Genomic DNA, 820 nt, shown 5'->3' with positions numbered 1-820 from the left:
GGCACTGTTGCAAAGTTAGCGATGAGGCAGCCTTTTGTCTTATTCAAAGGCCTTACATTTCAAAAACTCTGCTTACCAGGCGCATTTCGCCCAGGGGATCACCATAATAAAATGCTGAGGCCTGGCCTTTGCGTAGTGCACGCATCACCTCAATACCTTTGATGGTGGCGTAAGCCGTCTTCATGGATTTAAATCCCAGCGTGGCGCCGATTATCCGTTTCAGTTTGCCATGATCGCATTCAATCACGTTGTTCCGGTACTTAATCTGTCGGTGTTCAACGTCAGACGGGCACCGGCCTTCGCGTTTGAGCAGAGCAAGCGCGCGACCATAGGCGGGCGCTTTATCCGTGTTGATGAATCGTGGGATCTGCCACTTCTTCACGTTGTTGAGGATTTTACCCAGAAACCGGTATGCAGCTTTGCTGTTACGACGGGAGGAGAGATAAAAATCGACAGTGCGGCCCCGGCTGTCGACGGCCCGGTACAGATACGCCCAGCGGCCATTGACCTTCACGTAGGTTTCATCCATGTGCCACGGGCAAAGATCGGAAGGGTTACGCCAGTACCAGCGCAGCCGTTTTTCCATTTCAGGCGCATAACGCTGAACCCAGCGGTAAATCGTGGAGTGATCGACATTCACTCCGCGTTCAGCCAGCATCTCCTGCAGCTCACGGTAACTGATGCCGTATTTGCAGTACCAGCGTACGGCCCACAGAATGATGTCACGCTGAAAATGCCGGCCTTTGAATGGGTTCATGTGCAGCTCCATCAGCAAAAGGGGATGATAAGTTTATCACCACCGACTATTTGCAACAGTGCC

General features: G+C 52.3%; 1 protein-coding gene. It reads right to left on the bottom strand.

The annotated features are described in order from the left end of the window. Positions 1-52 precede the first annotated feature (52 nt). A complete protein-coding gene (locus HMPREF2857_RS06115; RefSeq protein WP_001067855.1) occupies positions 53-757 on the bottom strand; it encodes an IS6-like element IS26 family transposase in 705 nt (234 codons plus the stop codon). Positions 758-820: the final 63 nt, after the last annotated feature.

This window comes from Corynebacterium sp. HMSC076C10 (assembly GCF_001812455.1).
GTDB classification, from domain to species: domain Bacteria; phylum Actinomycetota; class Actinomycetes; order Mycobacteriales; family Mycobacteriaceae; genus Corynebacterium; species Corynebacterium jeikeium_D.
The sequence above is the reverse complement of the archived record's forward strand: the minus strand, read 5'-3'. Positions and strand labels throughout refer to the sequence as shown.